This window comes from Acinetobacter oleivorans DR1 (genome assembly GCF_000196795.1).
Lineage (GTDB): Bacteria > Pseudomonadota > Gammaproteobacteria > Pseudomonadales > Moraxellaceae > Acinetobacter > Acinetobacter oleivorans.
Genome location: NC_014259.1, coordinates 3,905,609 through 3,921,744 on the forward strand (window position 1 = coordinate 3,905,609; position 16,136 = coordinate 3,921,744).

Below are 16,136 nucleotides of genomic sequence, written 5' to 3' on the forward strand. Positions count from 1 at the left end.
ATCCAGTTGTTTTCTATTCTGCCTTCACCTACTTAATTTGGTCAACTGGACTGGAGAAAAGATGAAGACTGCTTCTGTAAATAAACAAGAGCTGATGCAACACGCACAGCAAGACATGCAAAAGTGGATAAGCGACTCAAATTTAACTGATCGCCAAAAGCTTGCTCTCACTTGTCGTATTTTATTTGATCATGGCCATGATGCTGGTTTAGCAGGCCAAATTACTTGTCGTAGTGAAAGTAAAGAATCCTTTATTACCCAACGTTTTGGTTTAGGTTTTGATGAAATTACTGCCTCAAACTTGCTTGAGGTGAATCAAGACTTAGAACCTATCCATCAAGAAGGTATGGCAAACCCAGCCAACCGTTTTCATACATGGATTTATAAAGAACACCCAGAGGTGAACTGCATTATCCATACGCATCCGACTCATGTAGCGGCTCTTTCCATGCTTCAAATTCCGCTCATAATTTCTCAAATGGATGTCTGCGCACTCTACGAAGATTGCTCATTTGTAGGCCATTGGCCAGGTGTTCCTGTGGGCAATGAAGAAGGTATTTTGATCTCTTCTGCTTTGGGTAAAAACCGTGCTGTTTTGTTATCTCACCATGGTCAACTGGTCACAGGAAAAACCATTGAAGAAGCATGTAACTTGGCTCTTTTAATTGAACGCGCAGCTCAACTGCAACTTTTAGCCATGTCGGCCGGGCAAATTCAGCCGATCCCACACGATTTAGCTACAGAAGCTCATGACTGGGTATCTACCGATAAACGTAACAAAGTGAACTTTGCTTACTACGCACGTAAAGCTTTGAAAAAACATTCTGACTGTATTTAAAAAGAGATTTCGACCATGAAACTAAACGGCATTATTGGCTACCCTGTTACTCCTTTTTCTGATGACAACACAATTAATCTTCCTGTTTTAAAACAGATGCTGGATTTGCTTATTGAAAACGGCTGCGATGCAATTGCGCCTTTAGGCAGTACTGGCGAAAGTGCTTATCTTGAATGGGATGAGTGGTGTTTAGTCGCTAAAACTTCAATTGAAAGCATTAATAAACGTGTACCTGTCATTATTGGAATTTCAGAACTCACGACGGATCAAGCCATCAAAAAAGCGCAAATCGCAGAAGGCTATGGTGCAGATGCACTTATGGTGATTCCTGTATCTTATTGGAAGCTAACAGACCAAGAGATTTTTGAATATTATCAAGCGATTGCACAAGCGACGACTTTACCGATTATGATTTATAACAACCCTGCAACTAGCGGTGTTGATATGTCTCCAGAATTAATCGTGCGCATGTTTAACAACATTGCAAATATTACGATGGTGAAAGAAAGCAGCGGTGACATTCAGCGCATGCATAAAATTCAAGAACTCTCAAAAGGAGAACTTCCGTTTTATAACGGCTGCAACCCTCTAGCTTTAGAAGCTTTATGTGCTGGAGCAAGTGGTTGGTGTACAGCAGCACCAAATCTGTTAGGTCAGCTACCTCAACAGCTTATTCAGCACGTCAAAAATGGTGATTTAAGTCAGGCCCAAAAGTCATTTTACCAACAACTTCCTCTACTACGCTTTATCGTAAATGGTGGATTACCAAAAACAATTAAAGCAGGTTTGCAACTACAAGGTATTGCTGCGGGTTCACCACGCAAGCCACTGTTTAAAGCTACAGATATTGAACTTAACCAGTTAAAACAGCTACTTTCTGAAATAGAAAACTAATAAAAAAGCGGGTCAATAAACCCGCTTTTTTACAGCATATACTTAGAATGTTTTAGTTAAACTAAACACTAAACCTGTGTCGTAAGGTTTTTTCTGAGCATCAGTCATACCAGAAGTACTAATGTCTGTACCAACTACATCTAGCTCAGCAACAATACCCAAAATGTTATAGTTTACGCCGACTTTATAATCGATATAGCTATCGTCTTCACCTGGTCCACCCGCAACTACAAGTAAAGAGTCTTTATTTTTGAGCTTGTTATAACCAACTGAAGCAAGGCCTGTGAATCCTGTATCTGCAATTGGTGCTGAATAGCCAATGTTAAAATACCAGAACTCATCAGAGTGCCCCCAATAATCATCTGAGTAGCTTACACCCACACTAAGCGCATCACCTTTAAATAAAGAATCAGCAAAAGTTAATTTTCCGTAAAATTCGTTAAAGTCAAAACCAGTATCCCCATTGTATGGGTTAGTAAATTTTGAGTCAGAACCAATATAGCCGTAATGAATTACACCCACGTCATAAGTCGGTGCCAGCTTATCTGACAGTTTTAAGGTATTGGTATAACCTAATGAGATATCAGTTTCAGTTGAAACACCTGGTGTATTAAAGTCAACGCTTGAACCCCAAAGCGCAACATAAGCACCCGACTTATGAGAAAAAGTAAAACCACCTTGAATGGCTGGATTATTTGATGATTGGGTAACTCCGCGGAAGCGGTAGTCTGTGGTTGCTGCGACACTCCCTGTTGCGGTAATACCATAAAAAGATGGTGCATCTTCAGCCATAGCCATGGTTGAACCTGCTGCAAAGATACCAAGACCTAAGGCCTTAAGTGCAAATTTCATCATTCTGATCTCCCCCATAATGAATGCACGATTTATGTATATAAAACACATTGTGTTACTTAAGCTTTAGCAATTGCTGTGCCAATTCCATGTTTGCTATCAACGCGCTTCATTAATTTTGAGATCAAACTTGTTTTATACTGAAACCCCTGCTTGTTTTGTATAAATATAAATTCATAAAAAACAATAAAATAAAATAAAACTCTTGTGCATTTAGAAATAATAAACATATGAATACCCCTTATCGGAAACTAGTAACCGAGATGGGAAGTATTCATTTACTCAATGTAAACTTTCTATTTAACCTTGATTAGGAAATATAAAAATTACGTAAATTTCTTAAAGCTGGACTTTTAATGATCTGTAAATGGGCATTTCATTTAATTAGATTTCTTTATTTTTTCTATTTTTAAACTTATGAACTATTTTGGGTCTTTTTTAATCAGTAATATGAGTAAAAAGAGTAATGCACAAAATTTACGCAGAATATCGCACTAAATTTGACCAATTAAACTAAATTCTATGGCTCTTTTAGAGTGATCTATTTTTGCACATTGTTCTTAAAAATAACGTTATAAAGTAACACTTTAAAAATATTAAAAATAAATCGTCGAAAAAATCAACTCAACAGAAGATTAAAAAGTAAACATATCCATCAAAAAAGATCAAAAAACAAACAGAAGAATCAACTATTTTTTGAGCTTGGAATATAAAATAAATGGTAAAAATACACTAAAAAATAAATTACTTTTTTATTTTAAACAATACATTAAGTATAAAAGGTTAATAGTAAATTTAGTCAACAAGCAGTAGCACATTAATCAATTTCTGCATAGCATATATAAAATAAAATCAACAAAAATATATCTTTTTTATAGATTACTTATACAATTGATTCAAATCCTAGGCCCTGAACAATAACAAGGCACAGGATTTATCGTTTTTATGAGGTTCTTTAAATATGCTAAATGCACAAAAACTTACATTAGCAGTTCTCATTTCTGCGGCAATAATTTCCTCAGCTCAGGCAAGCGAGCAAAGTGAGGCAAAAGGATTTGTTGAAGATGCGAACGGTTCTATTCTCTTCCGTACAGGTTATATTCAACGTGACAAAAAAAATGGCGTTGAAGATGACAGTTCATTTGCTCAAACAGCAATCGTTACACTAGATTCCGGTTTTACTAAAGGTATCGTTGGTTTCGGTGTAGGCGCTGTTGGTGATTTTTCATTCAAAATCGGTGCAAATAACAATAACGGCAACCAAATGATTCCTCGTTACAATGGTGTACGTGAAAACCCGTACGATCAATGGACACGTGGTGGCGGTAGCGTAAAAGCTCGCTTCTCGAATACAACAGTACGTTACGGTACACAAGTACTTGATTTGCCTGTTCTTGCAAGCAACACTGCACGTTTGGTGCCTGAATATTTCACTGGTACTTTGTTAACTAGCCATGAAATTAAAGACTTAGAAGTGGTTGCTGGTAAATTTACTAAAAACCAATATTCTGACCAAATTGCAACTGACCAAAATGGTTTAGATAGCGCAATTGTTTGGGGTGCAAAATATAAGTTTGATGATCAACTCAATGGCTCTTACTATGGCGTTGATGTAAAAGACAAACTTGATCGTCATTATGTGAATGTGAACTACAAGCAACTCCTTGCTAATGACAGCTCACTTACTTATGACTTCAGTGGTTATCATACTAAATTTGATAAAAACGCTTCATTGTCATACGCAACTGGCCCAGCTGGTGAAGACAAAACCAATAATATTTGGGCAGTTTCAGGAACTTATGCGACTGGTCCACATAGTGTGATGTTAGCTTACCAACAAAACAGTGGTAACATTGGCTATAACTATGGTGCGAACCAAGACGGCGGTCAAAGTGTCTATTTGCCAAACTCTTATTTGTCTGACTTCATTGGTAATGATGAAAAATCTGCACAAATCCAATATAGCCTCGACTTTGGCAAGTTAGGTGTATTACCAGGTCTAAACTGGACTACAGCTTATGTATATGGTTGGGATATCAAAACATCTAACGGTGCAGATGATTCAAGCGAAAGCGAATTCTTCAACCAAGTAAAATACACAGTTCAAAGTGGTTTTGCTAAAGGTTCAAGCTTACGTTTACGTAATTCGATCTACCGTGCAGATAACGCTTATACTGCAGACTATATGCCTGACACTAATGAATGGCGTATCTTCCTTGATATTCCTGTGAAATTATTCTAATTCACAAACTTATCAAGCATAAAAAAACCTACGTCTGGCAACAGATGTAGGTTTTTTATTAAGCTCAGAATATTAATTAAGGCATTCTGAGCCTTATCAATTAAAGCTTATTTAGCAGCTTCAATTGCTTTTAATACTTCAGCTTTAGCAACGTCAGCACCTTCCCAACCACTGATTTTTACCCATTTACCTGGTTCTAAATCTTTATAGTGACTGAAGAAATGCTCAATTTGGCTAATTAATAACGGAGGAAGATCTGTATATTCCTTAACGTCTTTATACAATGGAGACAATTTCTCGTGTGGAACAGCGATTAATTTCGCATCGATACCACCATCATCTTCCATTTTTAATTTGCCCACTGGACGGCAACGAATGACTGAACCAGCAGCAACAGGATGTGGAGTTACAACAAGTACGTCTAACGGGTCACCATCTTCAGACAAAGTATTTGGAACATAACCATAGTTCGCTGGATAGAACATTGCTGTGCCCATGAAACGGTCTACAAACAATGCATCAGAATCTTTGTCGATTTCATATTTAATTGGTGCTGCATTTGCAGGAATTTCAATGATGACATAGATGTCATTTGGGGCATCTTTACCTGCTGGGATATTGCTGTAACTCATATCAATACTCTTTCGTTATGAAGTCAGATGTAAAATCCACTCGATTATAGCGTGGATATCATCAAAATGATGCCGATTATACAATGCGCACACGCGAAAGTTGATATGAATGATGACAGAATGACACTCAAGTCAGTTTAATCGTGACCACTAATAAGAAGATTGGGCACAATATAGATAAGAACCAGACAATCGAACGTAAAGTTGCCCAGTTACTTAAATAACAGATCCCATAAATAACTCTTAAAATAATATATGCCCAACCTAATCTCAGAATAAAATATTCTGGAACGACCATATATTCAGCCATTAAAATAGCCGTTAAGAATAAAGGTAAGCTTTCAAAACTATTTTGTTGTACGGCATTTGCACGAGCAGCCAAACCAGTTGTTTTGGCAAAAAAAGCTCTTGGGTTTTGATTATCAACAGGCTGAAAACCACCTGTAAACTTTGCAATTACGGTAAATGCGTATGGCAGCAAACATGCCACTAAAATAATATAGATAATGCCGCTGATGCCCTGCATAGTGCCATCCATCACTGAAAATACTGTTGATCATGCTATCATAACATTGCGTTTTTACCTGAAATTTTATGCAATCACTTGTCATCACTGATTAATAGGGCCATGTATGCAACAACCTGATCAAAAAGAATTGTTTGAAGTCTTGGATAAGCAAAAACAGAATCAACTTCAGATAGATCGCATATTAAAGATCGTACTCCCTATTATGGCTTTTTTACTTAGTGTGATTTGTGCAAATTTGAATTGGCAATCGACACTTGGCACCTTTGTTATTTTAACAATTACCTTTATTGCAGTCGGTATTAAACGACTCACTTTGTGGCATTGGCTCATTGTGATTACGATATATTGTTTAGCAGATAATTATTTAAGTTATGGTCAGCTTGATTTAACTCACTTACGTCTGCAACTCGGCACAATGCTTGTTTTTGTTGGGATGGTCGGAATTGGACGTCCTTATATAGACCGCTGGTTTATAAAAAGCCATAAAAACTAAAATAAAAAAAGCGCCCTAAGGCGCTTTTTTTTATTAACTGATTAGGCTGGTTTACGTAAGTCTTTCCGTAAAATTTTGCCTACATTTGATTTTGGTAATTCATCCATAAACTCAACATAACGAGGGCGTTTATAGCCTGTTAAGTTTTCTTTAGCGAAGCTCAAAACTTCTTCAGTCGTTAAGCTTTGATCTTTTTTCACAATAAAGAGTTTTGGCACTTCACCTGATTTTTCATCTGGAACACCAATCGCTGCAACTTCCAATACTTTTGGATGTTTAGCAATAACTTCTTCGATTTCACTTGGGTAAACGTTAAAGCCAGAAACCAAAATCATATCCTTTTTACGGTCTACAATTTTTGTATATCCACGACTATCCATCACGCCGATGTCACCCGTACGGAAGAAACCATCTGCTGTCATGACTTTAGCTGTCTCATCAGGACGATTCCAGTAACCCTTCATCACTTGAGGACCACGAATCGAGATTTCGCCTTGTTCACCTAAAGCAACTTCTTTACCATCATCATCTAAAATAGCAACTTCAGTTAAAGGTAACGGAATACCAATAGTGCCGCTAAATTCAGTAGAAGCAGGTGGATTTGCAGTTGCTACCGGTGAAGTTTCTGACAAGCCATAACCTTCAATAATGGTTGTACCAGTAATTTTCTTCCACGCTTCTGCTGTAGAAGGTAAAACGGCCATACCACCGCCCATCGCCATTTTTAAATTGCTATGGTCAAGTTGTTTGAATTCTTCATTGTTCACTAAAGCATTAAACAATGTGTTTACCGCTGGGAAGAATGATGGTTGATATTTACGTAATTCGTTAATAACAGCTGGTAAATCACGAGGGTTCGGAATCAAGATATTTGCCTGACCTTTATACATACCGTACATCGCGCAAACCATGAACGCAAAAATATGATAAAGCGGTAATGCACAAACAATACGGTCGCCTTTAGCGCCATCATTTGCTCCAAATTTACTTTGGAAAATACCATCACACTGAAGTAAGTTTGCTACAAGATTACGATGAGTAAGCTCTGCACCTTTTGAAACGCCTGTTGTACCACCAGTGTATTGAAGTACAGCAGTATCACTTAAAGTTAAAGTCGGACGCTTATAATTACTCGCATTTTCTTTATTTAATGCTGAGTTAAATTTAACGTGCCCTGGAATATTCCAAGCTGGAATTTGTTTACGTACTTTACGTAGTACAAAATTCACCAGAGTACCTTTGAGTGTACCGAGCATGTCTCCTACTGATGCAACTACAACATGCTTCACTGGAGTTTTACCTAAAATGCTTTGGTAAACACTGGCAAAGTTTTCGATAATCACAAGGACTTCTGCACCTGAGTCATTTAATTGATGCTCAAGTTCACGCGCAGTATAAAGTGGGTTAACGTTTACTAACACCAAACCTGCACGTAACACAGCTAATGCAACTACAGGATACTGCAATACATTCGGCATCATCACTGCCACACGAGTTCCTTTTGCTAACCCCAAATTTTGCAAATAGGTCGCGAACTTACGGCTTGCAAGCTCTAACTCATTAAATGACATCGCTTTATCCATAAAGATAAAGGCATCGCGAGAACCAAATTTTTGGAAATTACTCTCAAAAATATCAACAAGTGAAGTATTTTCCGCAGGCAATGCTACTGTTTCTGGAATCCCTGTTTTTTGGTATTCTGCAAACCAAATTTTTTCCATAATGCCATTATCTCCGATTCGTAATCCTTAGTAATAACTGTTATTCAATGCCCCAGCTATTCTTTAGCTTCTTGGTGCCAGAACATATTTAAAACTTATTGGCACATTCATGACACTTCGAACAAGATTATGAGACAGAAGTTTTGACAATTTAACCCTGCCAAATTTTTTGCATGGAGTACAAATTACGTACTCCAAATTGCTGTCCTTTTAATCGTTATTCAATACCAACAAGTTCAGTTCATTGCTTGAACATGTTGCCATATATAGCGTATTTATGTTGCCAGACGCTAGCTTTATCTCTGAATCAACAGTTTATTTGCTTTTTGATATCCACGTGGTAAGAGCTGACCTTTCGAAGCTCGTTTACCCATATATTTTTGTAGATCATCACCTTTTAATTTTAGATGTTGCTGACCTGCAACCACCTGAATTATTTCATCTAAGTTCAGGGTTGTCATGGATAAAATTTGCTCTTTCGCATCAAGTTGTATCAACTTATTACCTTTGCCCTTATTTAGATTTGGTAGTTCTGCCAAATCAATAATCAAGAGTCGACCTGCTGAGCTGAGCACCGCTAAGTGCGTCATATTTTGAGCAGATATTAATGGTAAAGCTTTTGATTTTTCAGGAACAGACAAGAATGTCTTACCTGCCTTGGCATTGGTATCTAGCTGTTTGGTTTGAGTTTTAAACCCATAACCAGAGGTACTCGCAGCGATAAGTTCAGACTCTTCATCTTCTAGATAAACCTGAATAAACGACACACCACTTGCAGGAGCAAGTTTAGAACTTAATGGTTCACCCAAACCTCTTGCTGATGGCAAACTACTAATAGGCAAGGCATAACTACGCCCTGTCTCATCAAGGAAATAGATCCGTTGATTGGTTTTACCCACAGCGTGGCTTAAATATTGGTCACCCGCACGATAGTTTAAATTCTCTGCATCAACATCCGCACCTTTTGCAGCACGAATCCATCCCGCTTCAGATAAAACCACCGTTACTGCTTCAGCTGGCATTAAATCCTGTTCTTTAATCTGAACAGCTTCAGCACGCACCACGATTGGAGAACGGCGTTCGTCACCAAACTTTTTCGCGTCTTCTTTTAATTCACCAATAATCAGATTTTTTAAAGATTCTGGATTTTCTAATTGCTCACGAATAATGGCAGCTTTTGCAGCAAGCTCATCTTGTTCATGACGGATTTCCATCTCTTCAAGTTTTGCCAAATGACGTAACTTAAGTTCTAAAATTGCTTCTGCCTGTATCTCATCAATATTGAAATGTTCCATCAATACAGGTTTAGGCTGATCTTCTTCACGGATAATACGAATCACTGTATCAATATCAAGATAAGCAATTAAAAGACCTGCCAAAATATGCAGGCGTTTCTCAATTCGGTTTAAATGATATTCTAAACGGCGAGTTACCGTTTTTTTACGGATCTCAATCCATTCAAGCAAGATACGACGAATCGATTTAACTTGAGGACGTCCATCCTCACCAATCATGTTTAAATTAACACGGTAGCTCGACTCTAAATCGGTGGTTGCAAATAAGTGGCTCATTACCGCTTCTGCATCAATACGGTTAGAGCGCAGTACAATCACTAAGCGTGTTGGGTTTGCATGATCCGACTCGTCACGAATATCAACAACTAATGGCAGCTTTTTGGCCTGCATTTGGTCGGCAATTTGAGTAATCACCTTAGAGCCCGATACTTGATAAGGCAGTTCAGTAATCACGATTTCATTTTTTTCGATGGTATAAACCGCTCGCATGCGGTAACTGCCACGACCAGTGGTCTGGATTTTGAGTAATTCTTCTGGCGGAGTAATAATTTCAGCTTTTGTTGGTAAATCTGGCCCTGGAATATATTCAGCCAATTTTTCATCTGAAGTTTGCGGGTTACGAATTAAGGCAATCGTTCCTTTAATCACTTCACGTAAATTATGTGGAGGAATATCTGTCGCCATACCAACGGCAATACCGGTTGTACCGTTGAGTAGAATATTAGGAATACGCGCTGGCAACGTAATAGGTTCTTTTAATGAACCATCAAAGTTATCTTGCCAGTCAGTTGTGCCCTGACCTAACTCATTTAATAACAACTCACTGTAGGCAGAAAGTTTTGCTTCGGTATAACGCATCGCAGCAAATGACTTAGGATCATCTGGTGCCCCCCAGTTACCTTGTCCTTCAATTAAAGGATAACGATAACTAAATGGCTGAGCCATCAATACCATCGCTTCATAACATGCCGAGTCACCATGAGGATGATACTTACCGAGCACATCACCTACTGTACGCGCTGATTTTTTTGGCTTGCCGCTATTTTTTAAGCCTAGCTCGCTCATGGCATAGACAATACGGCGCTGTACAGGCTTTAAGCCATCACTGATATGCGGCAATGCACGGTCCATAATGACGTACATGGCATAATTCAAGTAAGCCTGTTCAGTAAATTCGGCTACAGAGCGGTTTTCTGTCGCTTGATGCGCAAGGCTGGTCATAGTCAGCTTATCTTCCAAATCAGTCGTTATTTTAAATGAGTCTTATGCTAAGTGGGCTATGTTACAGACACAAGAGGGAGTCTGTCACCTGAGCGTCAAATTATGTCTCATCTCTCTATATTTTTAGTTACTTGCTATAAAGTTAGGCAAAACTAAAGCCCGATCGACTCTAATCTTTTCCCTTGGGTTTCTTCACCCAATATCAAAATTACAGCAGCAACCAAAAGCAAAACAACTGTAAACATCATAAAAACGTGGCTAAATCCATTCTTAGCCACCATCATATGTGTGACAACGATCGGCGCCAAAATCCCGCCTAAGCGCCCCATTGCCGAAGCCCAACCAGAACCAAAAGCTCGAATATTGGCTGGATATTGCTCTGGCGTATAGGTATATAACACTCCCCATGCTCCTAAATTAAAGAAAGACATGAGACAGCCCCAAAACATAATGCTGTTCACACTATCAGCTTGTCCAAAGAAATATGCAGACAATGCACAAAAGCCAATAAAAGAAGCCAGTGTAATCTTTCTTCCCAAGCGTTCTACAAACCATGCAGCTGCCAAGTAACCTGGTAGCTGTGCCAAAATCATAAGAAGAACATATTCAAAAGATTTAACAATGTCATAGCCTTGTTTCACCAATAAACTCGGTAACCAAGTAAAAATACCGTAGTAGGAATACACAATCCCAAACCAAATGAGCCAGAGCATTAAACTACGGCGTGCAAAAGGACCACTCCAAAGTTGTTTAAAAGAAACCTTTTGTCGTATAGCTACAGGCATGACTTCAATATGATGAACAATTTGAACACCAGCTTGAGCCTCTAATTTTTGAACTAAAGCATGTGCTTCTTCAATACGACCACGATTAATCAGGTACGGTATCGACTCAGGAAGTTTTTTCCAAATCACTAAAATATAAATTAGAGGGAGGCCGCCCATCAGAAATGCAATATGCCAACCAAACTTAGGAATAATAAAATAAGAAATTAATGCAGCAACTAACCAGCCTAAACCCCAAAAACTTTCAAGGAGTACAATAAAACGACCACGTACATGTGCGGGTATATATTCACTCACCAATGTCACCGCAACAGGCAACTGTCCACCAAGACCAACGCCAACAATAAAACGAAAAATTAATAACCACTTTAAATCTGGCGCAAACGCACATAAGGCAGTCGCAATACTATAAATTGCCATGGTGGTCGCAAATATTGTCTTACGGCCAAAACGGTCTGCTAAAGCCCCCGAGCAAACTGCTCCAATCGCCATTCCTACAAAGCCAATACTCACAATCCAGCCACTTTCGGCGGGAGTTAGCGCCCAGTCTTTGACTAAGGTTGTCATGATAAAAGCAATGATTCCTGTGTCCATCGCATCAAACATCCAACCTAGCCCAACCACCCACAATAATGTGTAGTGAAATTTGCCAATTGGAAGATTTTGTATACGTGAAATCAGGTCCATAGGAAAAACTCTACTGGAAAAAGTAAGTGAGCAAGACAATATATTTAATTGTTATAGCATGCTCACATAGCATTCTGCATGATTAATGTTCGTCGGTTGAAGAAGCCGATTCTGCATCATCATCTTTATAAATAAATTTAGGCATTTCTAAACCAAAATAGATGGCAATTAGGCGCAGGGTAAAACCGAAAATTAAGGTTGAAATGACGGTTAACTCTAAACTTAACCCTAAATCCTGACATACCCAGTAACAGATGACCGCCACAAAAGAAATACTCGCATAAAGTTCGCGGCGGAAAACAAATGGGACATCGTTACATAAAATGTCACGTAAAATACCGCCAGAAACTCCGGTCAATACACCAGCTACAGCTGATACGACAAAACCGTGTCCCATTTGCAATGCAATTTGGCAACCAATGATGGTAAACCCGATTAAACCTAAAGCATCGAGCACCAAAAAGATGTTATGTAAGTGACGCATCCATTTTGCAATAATAATTGTGACAAAAGCAGCACAACAAGTCAGAACAAGATATTCAGGATGTTTTACCCAAGTTAAAGGATAGTGACCAAGTAATACATCGCGTACAGACCCACCCCCTAAAGCAGTCACACAGGCAATCAGTACGACACCGAACCAGTCCATACTCCGTCGCCCAGCAGACAGTGCGCCTGTCATGGCTTCGGCAGTAATCGCAATAATATAAATAACGGTGAGTAACATTGCCCTTTCCCTCAGGCCAAACGGTGCGCGTATTTTAAGATAAAGTTATAGGAATTGTGCACAGCATTGTTTAAATTTTTTTCCAGAGCCACATATACAAGGCTGTTTCATGGTGACATGCATATCGACCGTTGGATCAAGAAAAAACCATTGTTGTTGATGATATACAAAATGTGAAACCTCATGGTGAACCTGAGCTTTTTGTCCATCATGATAATGTGCCTTGAATTCAACCTGTGCATGGGTTTTATCGAGTTTTTCTTTGGCGTTAACGACATCTAAACCCAACCATTGATTTTGTTTACTCCAGTCTGCAATGGCAGCTTTATCAAGTGCAGTTTGCTGACCTAAAGCGGTTGTTTGAACAATATAATCAATTTGCTGTAATGCAAAAGCACTATAACGCGAACGCATAAGTTGCTCTGCTGTCAGGGCTTTTGCTGTGCCTAAATGTAAAGGCTCACAACATTCTGCATAGCTGCCTTTTCCACATGGACAAGTGTGTTGCGTCATTCTATGTTTCTCAAATAAAAAATAGCTCAGAGTTGAGCTATTTTATGATGTTTCTAGACTTAAAATGTCATTTAATCTTTTGATTCATCTTGTTCGATAGAAACAATATGAACTTTCTCAATTTTATGACCTTCCATTGTAATCACTTCAAAGCGATAACCATCTGCTTCAACAGCTTCACCATTTTCTGGTAAGCGGCCTAAATGGAATAACAAGTAACCTGACAAAGTTGAATACTGTTCACTCTCATCGACCAAATCACGACCTAATAAAAGCGATACGTGGCGAATGTCCGTTGAACCTTCAAGTATTAATGAACCATCTGCCAAGCTCTCGGCAGCTGCATCTAGCTCATCTTCATCAGGGAACTCACCCGCAATGGCTTCTAAAATATCAATTGGCGTTGCAATACCTTCAATTGAACCATATTCATTTAAAACGATTGCCATTTGTAACGGTGCTTGACGTAATTGCTCCATCACCATAAGTACTTGAGCATTTTCATGCACAATGACAGGTTCACGTAAATGCTTTTGGAAATCGACCACACCTGTTTCAATAAAGCCATTTAGAACTTTATGAGTAAGTGCAATACCTTCAATATTATCAAGCTCACCACGTGCAACAATCAAACGAGAGTGTGTCATTGACATTAAACGTTCTTTTAAAACTTCTGGTTCGTCATCTAAATCAATCCACTCAAGTTCAGGTCGTGGAGTCATAACAGACTTTACAGGACGTTCTGATAAACTAAGAACACCTTGCACAAGCACACTATGATAAGCGCCATTTTCTTCGTCAAAAACTTCATCTGCAAAAGCTTGTGTAGCCAATACGTCTTCTTTATCAGAAGATTGCGTATCTGAGCCAGAACCACTGCTTTTACTTCCTAACATACGTAAGACAGCTGAGGCAGTGCGATAACGTAAGTCTGTAGTTGTAACCAGTTTTTCCTGATTGCGACGCATGCTTTGGTTGATAATTTCCACCAAAACCGAGAAGCCAATTGCAGCATATAAGTAGCCCTTCGGAATATGGAAACCAAAACCTTCCACCACCAAAGAGAAACCAATCATCATTAAGAAACCAAGACACAGAATAACGACCGTTGGATGCTTATTAACAAAGTCCATGAGCGGTTTCGATGCCCACAACATGATTCCGACAGCAATTACAACTGCAACCATCATGATTGACAGCTCTTTCACCATACCTACAGCGGTAATCACACTATCTAACGAGAACACAGCATCAAGCACAACAATCTGGACAATGACCATCCAGAACGCAGCATGAACAGGGTTATCTTCTTTATGAAGTTGATTACCTTCCATGCGCTCATGCAATTCCATGGTGCCTTTAAAGAGCAAGAACACACCACCGAACAACAAGATCAAATCACGCCCAGAGAATGGGTGATTAAAAATATGGAAGAGTGGTTCTGTCAGTGTCACGACCCAAGCAATCGAAGCTAAAAGTATTAGCCGCATTCCTAAGGCGAGTATTAAACCAATTATACGTGCTTTAGCTCGCTGCTCTGGCGGCAGTTTTTCGGCCAAAATAGCGATGAAAACGAGGTTATCGATCCCCAATACAATTTCAAGAACGATTAAAGTTGCTAAGCCCACCCAAGCAGATGGATCAGACATCCATTCAAAGATCATCGATCCTGCTCCTGTGCTGATTGGATTTTATCTTTATTTGGCAACACAGCAGGCATGCCCATACAAAAGAGGGAAAATGTTTTTTTAGGACAAGAAATTAAAACGGAGCGACTACAACCACTACCCATATTTGTTCATATGTTGTTAAACGAATTTTTAGTATAGGCAAGATTTAACATAAATTCATCATTTTTATTTGTTCATGACAGGCATTCACTAAACCCATACAAAACGTTAGTCTTTACTATAAATCTGCTTATAAAGTTGTCATATTTTTTGCTTAGTGTAGACAAGAAATATGAACGTGATAAGGTGAAAATAAAACAATGAATAGCGTATTAACAATGGCAGTAAATGATTCACCAATAACAGCTGTAAAAACAAAACAACCTCTTATTGCATTATATTGTGGTTCACGTGCGGGAAATAACCCGATCTACCGAGAAAAGGCGATTGAACTCGCTCATGGAATTGCTGACCAAGGTTTCGGTTTAGTCTACGGTGGTGCCAGTATTGGTTTAATGGGACAAGTTGCTGAAAGCGTTCTCGCAAACGGCGGAGAAGCTGTCGGTGTCATTCCTGAATTTATGCTCGACTATGAAGTAGCCCATGCTGGCTTAACCGAATTACATATCGTAGAAACCATGCACGAGCGCAAAGCCATGATGGCAGAGCGTGCAAGTGCATTTATTGCATTACCCGGCGGTTTAGGAACATTCGAAGAAATATTGGAAATAGCCACTTGGGGCCAACTTAACCAACACCAAAAACCCATGATTTTGTATAACGTAAATGGCTTTTATAATGCATTGATTGCCCAACTAGACCATGCGGTTCAAGAAGGTTTTCTTCCCCTTCAGCACCGAGCTAAATTAATTGTATGTGATGATGTCGATCAAATTTATAACGTCATTAAAAATTTAAAAATGCCGAAAAGATTTGTTGTTTAGTTACTCACCTACTCTCCATAAAAAAGCGGTTCTGCCGCTTTTTTTGTTTTAACTATTTTCACCGCTACCTTCAAAAGCACTTAGATTTATTAA

General features: G+C 38.8%; 14 protein-coding genes. 5 read left to right on the forward strand and 9 right to left on the reverse strand.

Annotation, left to right across the window (positions count from 1 at the left end; genetic code table 11):
• The first annotated feature begins 61 nt into the window (after positions 1-61).
• Both AOLE_RS18380 and AOLE_RS18385 read left to right on the forward strand, forming a co-directional pair.
• Positions 62-838, forward strand: coding sequence for an aldolase (locus AOLE_RS18380; protein ID WP_013199146.1), 777 nt, complete (start codon positions 62-64; stop codon positions 836-838).
• Positions 839-853: 15 nt separating this feature from the next.
• The gene (locus tag AOLE_RS18385) at positions 854-1,732 is read left to right on the forward strand and encodes a dihydrodipicolinate synthase family protein (RefSeq protein ID WP_013199147.1); all 879 of its coding nucleotides are present in this window, start codon (positions 854-856) and stop codon (positions 1,730-1,732) included.
• Between the two features lie 42 nt (positions 1,733-1,774).
• On the opposite strand, the gene AOLE_RS18390 is transcribed toward AOLE_RS18385, so the two are convergent.
• The gene (locus AOLE_RS18390; RefSeq protein ID WP_013199148.1) at positions 1,775-2,587 is read right to left on the reverse strand and encodes a TorF family putative porin; all 813 of its coding nucleotides are present in this window, start codon (positions 2,585-2,587) and stop codon (positions 1,775-1,777) included.
• Positions 2,588-3,545: 958 nt separating this feature from the next.
• Between AOLE_RS18390 and AOLE_RS18395 the strand changes: the two genes are divergently transcribed.
• Positions 3,546-4,826, forward strand: coding sequence for an OprD family outer membrane porin (locus tag AOLE_RS18395; protein ID WP_013199150.1), 1,281 nt, complete (start codon positions 3,546-3,548; stop codon positions 4,824-4,826).
• Between the two features lie 107 nt (positions 4,827-4,933).
• Here the strand turns inward: AOLE_RS18395 and ppa are convergent, their stop codons facing one another.
• Both ppa and AOLE_RS18405 read right to left on the reverse strand, forming a co-directional pair.
• Positions 4,934-5,458 carry an inorganic diphosphatase gene (gene ppa, locus AOLE_RS18400; RefSeq protein ID WP_004795210.1) on the reverse strand — a complete coding sequence of 175 codons (525 nt, stop codon included), beginning with the start codon at positions 5,456-5,458 and terminating at the stop codon, positions 4,934-4,936.
• 127 nt (positions 5,459-5,585) lie between these two features.
• Positions 5,586-5,984, reverse strand: coding sequence for an MAPEG family protein (locus tag AOLE_RS18405; protein ID WP_009392286.1), 399 nt, complete (start codon positions 5,982-5,984; stop codon positions 5,586-5,588).
• 106 nt (positions 5,985-6,090) lie between these two features.
• Here AOLE_RS18405 and AOLE_RS18410 point away from each other — a divergent pair, with 106 nt between their 5' ends.
• Entirely contained in the window at positions 6,091-6,480 is a 390-nt protein-coding gene (locus tag AOLE_RS18410; RefSeq protein WP_005301519.1) for a hypothetical protein, read from the forward strand.
• A gap of 41 nt (positions 6,481-6,521) precedes the next feature.
• On the opposite strand, the gene AOLE_RS18415 is transcribed toward AOLE_RS18410, so the two are convergent.
• The 6 genes from AOLE_RS18415 to AOLE_RS18440 all read right to left on the reverse strand — a co-directional run bounded on the left by AOLE_RS18415 (position 6,522) and on the right by AOLE_RS18440 (position 15,093).
• On the reverse strand, positions 6,522-8,201 hold the full coding sequence (locus AOLE_RS18415; RefSeq protein WP_004795215.1) for a long-chain-fatty-acid--CoA ligase: 1,680 nt from the start codon (positions 8,199-8,201) through the stop codon (positions 6,522-6,524).
• 296 nt (positions 8,202-8,497) lie between these two features.
• Complete coding sequence (parC, locus tag AOLE_RS18420) at positions 8,498-10,717, reverse strand: DNA topoisomerase IV subunit A (RefSeq protein ID WP_013199151.1); 2,220 nt, start codon at positions 10,715-10,717, stop codon at positions 8,498-8,500.
• Positions 10,718-10,869: 152 nt separating this feature from the next.
• On the reverse strand, positions 10,870-12,189 hold the full coding sequence (gene niaP, locus AOLE_RS18425) for a niacin transporter NiaP (RefSeq protein WP_005037373.1): 1,320 nt from the start codon (positions 12,187-12,189) through the stop codon (positions 10,870-10,872).
• A gap of 82 nt (positions 12,190-12,271) precedes the next feature.
• On the reverse strand, positions 12,272-12,916 hold the full coding sequence (locus tag AOLE_RS18430; RefSeq protein WP_002121256.1) for a trimeric intracellular cation channel family protein: 645 nt from the start codon (positions 12,914-12,916) through the stop codon (positions 12,272-12,274).
• A gap of 45 nt (positions 12,917-12,961) precedes the next feature.
• Positions 12,962-13,429, reverse strand: a complete 468-nt coding sequence (locus AOLE_RS18435; protein ID WP_013199152.1) for a YchJ family protein — start codon at positions 13,427-13,429, stop codon at positions 12,962-12,964.
• 71 nt (positions 13,430-13,500) lie between these two features.
• Positions 13,501-15,093 (reverse strand): TerC family protein, encoded by a 1,593-nt coding sequence (locus AOLE_RS18440; protein WP_013199153.1) that lies wholly within the window; start codon positions 15,091-15,093, stop codon positions 13,501-13,503.
• A gap of 326 nt (positions 15,094-15,419) precedes the next feature.
• Between AOLE_RS18440 and AOLE_RS18445 the strand changes: the two genes are divergently transcribed.
• Positions 15,420-16,043, forward strand: coding sequence for an LOG family protein (locus AOLE_RS18445; RefSeq protein WP_013199154.1), 624 nt, complete (start codon positions 15,420-15,422; stop codon positions 16,041-16,043).
• Positions 16,044-16,136 lie beyond the last annotated feature (93 nt).

Bases quoted from the DNA above. Each gene is read 5' to 3' on its own strand.
- AOLE_RS18380 (WP_013199146.1), top strand. From the start codon at position 62: ATGAAGACTGCTTCTGTAAATAAACAAGAGCTGATGCAACACGCACAG.
- AOLE_RS18385 (WP_013199147.1), top strand. From the start codon at position 854: ATGAAACTAAACGGCATTATTGGCTACCCTGTTACTCCTTTTTCTGAT.
- AOLE_RS18390 (WP_013199148.1), bottom strand. From the start codon at position 2,587: ATGATGAAATTTGCACTTAAGGCCTTAGGTCTTGGTATCTTTGCAGCA.
- AOLE_RS18395 (WP_013199150.1), top strand. From the start codon at position 3,546: ATGCTAAATGCACAAAAACTTACATTAGCAGTTCTCATTTCTGCGGCA.
- ppa (WP_004795210.1), bottom strand. From the start codon at position 5,458: ATGAGTTACAGCAATATCCCAGCAGGTAAAGATGCCCCAAATGACATC.
- AOLE_RS18405 (WP_009392286.1), bottom strand. From the start codon at position 5,984: ATGCAGGGCATCAGCGGCATTATCTATATTATTTTAGTGGCATGTTTG.
- AOLE_RS18410 (WP_005301519.1), top strand. From the start codon at position 6,091: ATGCAACAACCTGATCAAAAAGAATTGTTTGAAGTCTTGGATAAGCAA.
- AOLE_RS18415 (WP_004795215.1), bottom strand. From the start codon at position 8,201: ATGGAAAAAATTTGGTTTGCAGAATACCAAAAAACAGGGATTCCAGAA.
- parC (WP_013199151.1), bottom strand. From the start codon at position 10,717: ATGACCAGCCTTGCGCATCAAGCGACAGAAAACCGCTCTGTAGCCGAA.
- niaP (WP_005037373.1), bottom strand. From the start codon at position 12,189: ATGGACCTGATTTCACGTATACAAAATCTTCCAATTGGCAAATTTCAC.
- AOLE_RS18430 (WP_002121256.1), bottom strand. From the start codon at position 12,916: ATGTTACTCACCGTTATTTATATTATTGCGATTACTGCCGAAGCCATG.
- AOLE_RS18435 (WP_013199152.1), bottom strand. From the start codon at position 13,429: ATGACGCAACACACTTGTCCATGTGGAAAAGGCAGCTATGCAGAATGT.
- AOLE_RS18440 (WP_013199153.1), bottom strand. From the start codon at position 15,093: ATGATCTTTGAATGGATGTCTGATCCATCTGCTTGGGTGGGCTTAGCA.
- AOLE_RS18445 (WP_013199154.1), top strand. From the start codon at position 15,420: ATGAATAGCGTATTAACAATGGCAGTAAATGATTCACCAATAACAGCT.